The sequence below is a fragment of the Novosphingobium resinovorum genome, from assembly GCF_036352595.1.
GTDB lineage: Bacteria > Pseudomonadota > Alphaproteobacteria > Sphingomonadales > Sphingomonadaceae > Novosphingobium > Novosphingobium resinovorum_B.
In genome coordinates, this window is the sequence record NZ_JAZFAX010000005.1 from 229,684 (window position 1) to 236,153 (window position 6,470).

At 70.8% G+C, this 6,470-nt stretch carries 6 protein-coding genes; 3 read left to right on the plus strand and 3 right to left on the minus strand.

The window, feature by feature from the left end:
- Positions 1 to 30: 30 nt before the first annotated feature.
- The 3 genes from V2S85_RS07640 to tsaD are packed head-to-tail and all read right to left on the minus strand — an operon-like array spanning position 31 to position 3,613.
- Positions 31 to 1,572, minus strand: coding sequence for a lipopolysaccharide biosynthesis protein (locus V2S85_RS07640; RefSeq protein ID WP_330702261.1), 1,542 nt, complete (start codon positions 1,570 to 1,572; stop codon positions 31 to 33).
- Positions 1,569 to 2,582: an NAD(P)H-dependent glycerol-3-phosphate dehydrogenase gene (locus V2S85_RS07645; RefSeq protein ID WP_330702262.1), complete on the minus strand. Its 1,014-nt coding sequence runs from the start codon at positions 2,580 to 2,582 to the stop codon at positions 1,569 to 1,571. The genes V2S85_RS07640 and V2S85_RS07645 overlap by 4 nt, the downstream gene beginning before the upstream one ends.
- Positions 2,579 to 3,613, minus strand: a complete 1,035-nt coding sequence (tsaD, locus tag V2S85_RS07650) for a tRNA (adenosine(37)-N6)-threonylcarbamoyltransferase complex transferase subunit TsaD (RefSeq protein ID WP_330702263.1) — start codon at positions 3,611 to 3,613, stop codon at positions 2,579 to 2,581. Before tsaD ends, V2S85_RS07645 begins: the two co-directional genes overlap by 4 nt.
- A gap of 44 nt (positions 3,614 to 3,657) precedes the next feature.
- Here tsaD and hemC point away from each other — a divergent pair, with 44 nt between their 5' ends.
- From hemC to V2S85_RS07665, 3 genes are all read left to right on the plus strand, one after another.
- Positions 3,658 to 4,608 carry a hydroxymethylbilane synthase gene (gene hemC / locus V2S85_RS07655; protein WP_330702264.1) on the plus strand — a complete coding sequence of 317 codons (951 nt, stop codon included), beginning with the start codon at positions 3,658 to 3,660 and terminating at the stop codon, positions 4,606 to 4,608.
- A 124-nt stretch (positions 4,609 to 4,732) separates the two neighbouring features.
- Positions 4,733 to 5,419, plus strand: a complete 687-nt coding sequence (locus V2S85_RS07660; protein ID WP_330702265.1) for a uroporphyrinogen-III synthase — start codon at positions 4,733 to 4,735, stop codon at positions 5,417 to 5,419.
- A gap of 24 nt (positions 5,420 to 5,443) precedes the next feature.
- A complete protein-coding gene (locus V2S85_RS07665) occupies positions 5,444 to 6,343 on the plus strand; it encodes a hypothetical protein (protein WP_330702266.1) in 900 nt (299 codons plus the stop codon).
- Positions 6,344 to 6,470 lie beyond the last annotated feature (127 nt).

Here is a 6,470-nt window from a genome sequence, read left to right on the forward strand (position 1 = left end):
CAGGCAGCCTAGAGGTTCGCGGCGACACTGTCAGCCGGGCAGTTCGGTTTCGATCTTCTTGGCCTTCTGGAACAGGCGGCGATCCTCCGGACCGAACGCCTTCTTCCAGATCACGAGGAAGTAGGAACCCAGGATCGCCGGGATCCCGAAGGCCAGCGCCGCCCACTCGGGCAGGAAGCGCACCGCGAGGAAACCGATGACCACGGCCGGAGCGGCAGCCCAGACCAGCGCCCAGCGCCAGTTGTTGATCGGTTCCCTGAGAATGCGCGAGAGCATCACCGACTTGACGATCGAGGACAGCCCCAGCGCCAGCATCAGCGCGCAGGCGGCAGCCGCCGCCTGGAACAGCGGATTGAAGCCGAGCCGCTGCATCAGCAGGATGCCGAAGAGCGTCAGCGCCGCCTGCAGCGCGATGGTCCCGATCGAGACCCACAAGTTGCGCAGCCGCGCGACGTAGATCAGCGCCGCCTCGCTCACTACGGCGGTCGCGGCAACCACTTCGGCGGCGAGCAGGAAGGCCAGCGCCCCGGTGCCGCCGACGAACTCGCGTCCGACGAGGCCCATCACGCCGTTACCGGGAATGCCCAGCGCCAGTGCGATCCCGGCTTGCGAGGCGGTGATCCAGAAGCCCACCTGACAGACCTGCCGGGCGATCGCGGCATAGTCCTTTTCCTTCAGGTTGCGCGTGATCACCGGGCCGAGCACCGGCTCGAAGCTGGTCTTGAGCTTCTGCGGCAGGCTCGCGACCTGCTGCGCGGCGTAATAGACGCCGACCGCCGAGGCCGGGGCAAGGAAGCCGAGCAGGAAGATGTCGACGCGCCGGGTGCCCCACTCGATGGCGTCGGCCAGTGCGATCGGCAGCGAGCGCAAGGCCAGCTTGCGCATCGCGCCGGGCCGGGGCTTCCACCCGCGCGGCAGGCCGTATTCGCGGAAGAACGGGATGAACGCGGTGATCGCGGCGGCATAGATCGAGGCGATATAGGCGATGGACAGCCCGCTCTCGGGCGCCAGCCAGATCATCGCGCCCGCCATGATCGAGATCGTCCAAGGCTCCACGATCGCACGCGACCACACCGTCGGCGTCACCCGCAGACGATAGGCGAGCGCGGCCAGCCAGATCTCGGTCATCGTGAAAGGCGGCAGCGCGATCACCATCAAGCGGTCGATCTGCGTGTAATGGCCACCCGGGAACAGCACGCCCGGCACGAACCAGAACAGCAGGGCGGCGGTGCAACTGGCGATGATCGCGAGGATCGAGCCGTCGGCGATCACGTTGGCAGGCCGCACCTGCCCCTCCGTCTCTGACAGCCGCTGCGCCAGCCCGCGCTTCTCGCCCATTGTGCAGAGCATCGAGGTCAGCTCGATCAGCACCAGCGCCGAGGCGAAGCGGCCCAGCGCGGCCGGTCCGTAGGACGCGGCGCGCCCGGCGATGAACAGGAACGGGATGCGCGCGGCGAGCCGCAGGAAGAATCCGAACAGGTTGGTGCGCCCGCCCTTGGCGAGAGCGGCGATGTCGTCGCGCTCCTTGTCGCCTTGCGGTGCGTGGGCGGGATCGCCGTAGGGCGTACTCAAGAAGCAGGCTCCTGCTCGTCGCGCAGCGGGCGCGACAGGAGATCGCTCACGACCGCGCTCGCCGGAGCCTCACCCTTCAGCAGCCGCTCGACCGCCTCGACGATGGGCATCTGGATGCCGTCACGGCGGGCGAGGTCGGCGAGCACCGGTGCGGTCGCCGCGCCTTCAGCGACGCTGTTCTTGCCCGACAGCGCCTCGGCGGCGGTCAGCCCCTTGCCCAGCGCGAGACCGAGCGAGAAGTTGCGACTGGAGGTGGAGGAGCAGGTCAGCACCAGATCGCCAAGGCCGCACAGGCCCGACAGCGTCTCCGCGCGGGCGCCCCTGGCCAGCCCGAAGCGCAGCATTTCGGCATAGCCGCGCGCGATCAGCGCCGCGCGGGCGTTCTGGCCGAGGTTCAAACCCTCGACCACACCGCAGGCAATGGCGAGCACGTTCTTGACCGCACCGCCGATCTCGGCGCCGACGACGTCATCGGAATAATAAGGCCGCAGCGCCGGGCGGGCGAGCAGCGGCGCCAGCCGGTCCCACTGCGCACGCCCGCCACCGCAGGCGAGCGTCACGGCGGTCGGCAGCCCGGCAGCGACTTCGTGCGCAAACGTGGGCCCGGAGAGCACCGCCAGCCGCTCGGGCGCGCAGGCGCTCGCGGCGACGTCGGCCATAAGGCGGCCGGTTCCGGCCTCGATACCCTTGGCACAAAGCACGAGATCCCGGTCGCCTGCAGGCAGGCCCGCGATCACCGAGGCGAGGAACTGCGCGGGCACGACCACCAGCAGCGCGGGCAGCGCGGCGAATTCGGCAAGGTCGCTGGTAGCGCGAATGGTCGGCGCCAGCGTGGCGCTCGGCAGGTAGAGGCCGTTGCGGCGGTCGCGGTTGATCTCCTCGACCAATTCGGTCTCGCGCGCCCAGAGCAGGACGTCGCTGCCCCCCCCCTCCCCACTGGAACCGGCGAAGGCCTGCGCCAGCGCCGTGCCCCATGCGCCTGCGCCGATAACACCGATCTTCGCGCTCATGCCTTCACTCCCGCACCGCGTACCGCCTCGGCCTCCGGATCGAGCGGCCAGCGCGGGCGCGCCGCCACGTCGAGGGGGTCGGACTGCCCGCGTTCGAACCGCTCCACACCGGCCCAGGCGATCATCGCCGCATTGTCCGTACACAGGCTAAGCGGCGGTGCGATGAAAGGCAGCGAATGGCTTGCCGCCAGCGCTTCCAGCGCGCCGCGGATCGCCTTGTTCGCCGCGACGCCGCCCGCGACGACGAGCGCGTTCACCGGCCCGCACTTGGCGAGCGCCCGGCGGGTGCGGTCGATCAGGCAGTCGATCGCGGCCTGCTGGAACGAGGCGGCGATGTCGGCATCGGTGTACTCGCCCGACTGCTTCGCCCGCAGCACCGCGCTCTTGAGCCCGGCGAAGGAGAAGTGCGGCTCGGCCGAACCCTTGAGCGGGCGCGGCAGCGGCACTTTCTTCGCATCGCCCTGAAGCGCCAGCCGCTCCAGCGCCGGGCCGCCGGGATAGCCGAGGCCGAGGACCTTGGCGGACTTGTCGAAAGCCTCGCCCAGCGCGTCGTCGATGGTTGTGCCGAGGCGGCGGAACTGGCCCACGTCCTCGACCAGCAGAATCTGGCAGTGCCCGCCCGAGACGAGCAGCAGCAGGTAGGGATAGGCTAGGCTGGCATCGGCAAGGCGCGGCGACAGGGCGTGCCCTTCGAGATGGTTGACCGCGATCAGCGGCTTGTCGGCGGCCATCGCCAGCGCCTTGGCGGTGACGAGGCCGACCATGACCCCGCCGATCAGCCCAGGCCCGGCGGTCGCGGCGATCGCGTCCACCTGATCGAGCGTCATCCCGGCATCGGCCAGCGTCGCCTCGATCAGCGGGGCAAGCCGCTCGGCATGGGCGCGCGCGGCGATCTCGGGCACGACGCCGCCGAAGGGGCGGTGCTCTTCGTCCTGCGAGGCGATGCGCTGGGCGAGGATCACCCTGCCGTCGGTGACCAGCGCCGCCGCCGTCTCGTCGCACGAGGATTCAATGCCGAGAACTATGCTCATCCGGCCTTCCCCTGAACGACAATGCCCGGTAGCACAAGCCGCCGATGACCAACGATAAACAAGACCAGACCTTCCGCCCTGAGCGTTACAAATTGGGCACACGCCGTTCGCCGCTGGCGATGGCGCAGGCCCATGAGGCGCGAGACCGGCTCGCCCAGGCGCACGGAATCGATCCGGCGCATATAGAGATCGTTGCCGTCACCGCCAGCGGCGATCGCATCCAGGACCGCGCGCTCGCCGAAATCGGCGGCAAGGCGCTGTGGACCAAGGAACTCGACGCCTGGCTGGCGAGCGGCGAGATCGACTTCGCGGTCCACTCGGCCAAGGACGTCGAGACGATCCGCCCTGAGGCCTTCACGATCGGCGCCATCCTCCCGCGTGAAGACGTGCGCGACGTGCTGGTGGGCGCGGAAAGCATCGCCGCGTTGCCGCCCGGCGCCGTCGTCGGCACCAGCGCGCCGCGCCGCGCCGCGCAGCTCCTCCACGCCCGGCCCGACTGCAAGGTGGTGACCTTCCGCGGCAACGTCGCCACCCGCCTCGCCAAGCTGGCGGCGGGGGAGGCCGACGCGACGTTCCTGGCGCGGGCGGGCCTCGTGCGGCTCGGCGAGACCGGCACCGGCCACCCGCTCGCCGCCGAGGACTGGCTGCCCGCCCCGGCGCAGGCCGCGATCATGATCGAGTGCCGCGCCGACGACGAACGCACCCGCGCTTTCCTCGCCGCCGTGGACGACGCGCCCAGCCGCGCGCAAGTGCTCGCGGAGCGGGCGCTGCTGGCGGGCCTCGGCGGCAACTGCCACAGCCCGATCGCGGTGCTGACCCGCAACGAGGGCGGCCATCTCGTCATGCGCGCCGCGCTCTACAGCCCCGATGGCGCCGAGCACGTTACGGGTGAGGCGCGGTTCCCCGCTGACGACGCGGAAGGTCCGGGGCGGCTGGCGGCAGACCTGCTCGCCCGCGCGGTTCCCGCCATCACGGTGCATTTCAGCGGTGCATGACGGCCGGGGCGAGTGCGCCCGGCCGGGGCTTCGACAAGCTCAGCCCGAGCGGGTTGAGAGCAAGCCTTTAAATTCCGCTCAGGCTGAGCTTGTCGAAGCCCCCGCCACCACGCGAGGCGCCTGAGTGCTGCTGATCCTGCGCCCCGAACCCGGTGCCTCGGCCACCCTGGCGGCAGCGCGTGAACGAGGGTTCGAAGCGCTGGCCTTCCCGCTGTTCGCGGTGCGCGCCCTCACATGGGAGCCGCTCGCGCGCGGAGCCATCGACGCGCTCCTGCTCGGCAGTGCCAACGCCCTGCGCCATGCCGGAACGGCGCTGGCGGACTATCGCGGCCTGCCCGCCTATTGCGTCGGCGATACCACCGCCCGGGCCGCGCGCGATGCCGGGCTGGCGGTCGCCGCCACCGGTGCGGGCGGGTTGCAGAACCTGCTCGCCATGCTCCGGCCCGGCCATCGACGCCTGCTGCGCCTCGCCGGGCGCGAGCGGGTGGCGCTCGACGTGCCGGAGGACGTCACCGTCGTCACCCGCGAGGTCTACGCCAGCGAAGCGCTGCCGACACCCGCCGGACTGCGCCCGCTGCTGGATGATCGGGCCCTCGTCCTGCTCCACTCCGCAGAGGCCGCGGCCCGCTTCGCGGCACTCTGCGACGAGGCCGGGATCGTCCGCCGGAACCTGCGCCTCGCCGCCATCGGTCCGCGCGTCGCCGCGCGCGCCGGAACCGGCTGGCGGGCGCTGCGGTCCGCCGATAACCCTGACGACGCCGCATTGCTGGCCTTGGCGCGGGAGATGTGCCAAGAAGCCGGCTCAGCATGATAACCGCCACGACATAGGGACTTGATGCAGGACATCCCGCCGCCGGCCGACTCCACCACGTCCCGCGGGCGCTCCGCAGGCATGACGCTGTTCGTCGCCCTCATTGCCTTCGTGATCGGCGCCGTGCTGGTCGGCTGGCTGGCGATACGCGGCTACCTGCCGGCCGTACTCAACGCCCCCGCCACCATGACGCAGGCGATCGCCCCGGCTCCGCAGCCCTCTCCCGCGCCGGCGGCGCAGATGTCGCAGATCGCCACGGTCGAGGGTCGCCTCGCGATGATCGAGGATCGCATCTCGCGCATCGACTTCCAGACCGACGCCGCCGCCGGCAACGCGGGCCGCGCCGAGGGGCTGCTGATCGCCTTCGCCGCCCGCCGCATGGTCGACCGGGGCGAGCCACTCGGCTACGTCGCCGACCAGTTGCGGCTGCGGTTCATGAACGCCCAGCCGCGCGCGGTGCAGACGGTGGTGGACTTCGCCGCCAACCCCGTCACCATCGATGCCCTCAGCGCCCGCCTCGAAGCGCTCTCCCCCGAACTGACGGTGACCGATGCCAAGCTCAGCCTGTGGGACCGTGCCCGCCACGAGATCGGCTCGCTGTTCGTCGTGCGGCATGATTCGGCGGCCCTGGCCAACCCCGCCGCACGGATCGAGCGCGCCCGGCTGATGCTCACCGCCCGGCGCATCGATTCGGCCGTCGGCGAAGTCCAGCGCCTGCCCGGCGCCGAAGCCGCAGACACCTGGATCATCGACGCGCGCCGCTACGAGGCTGTGCAGAAGGCGCTCGACCTGCTGGAGACGGCGGCGATGCTGGAGCCCAACAGGCTGCAGGATTCGACCGGGCGCTCGGTGGACCAGCCCAGCCCGCTGGCACCGACGCCGCCTGCCGAAGAACCCGCGCCCGAGGCCTCCGAAGGGGCCTAGCACTACTTTGGCAGAATTGTGATTTTCGGGATTCCCTGCAGGGGAAATGCGTGATTCATAGGGAGCCAGCTTTGATGGAGGCTGGCGATGGAAGAGGATTGGCAGCGGGATCTCGAGCATTGGCTTG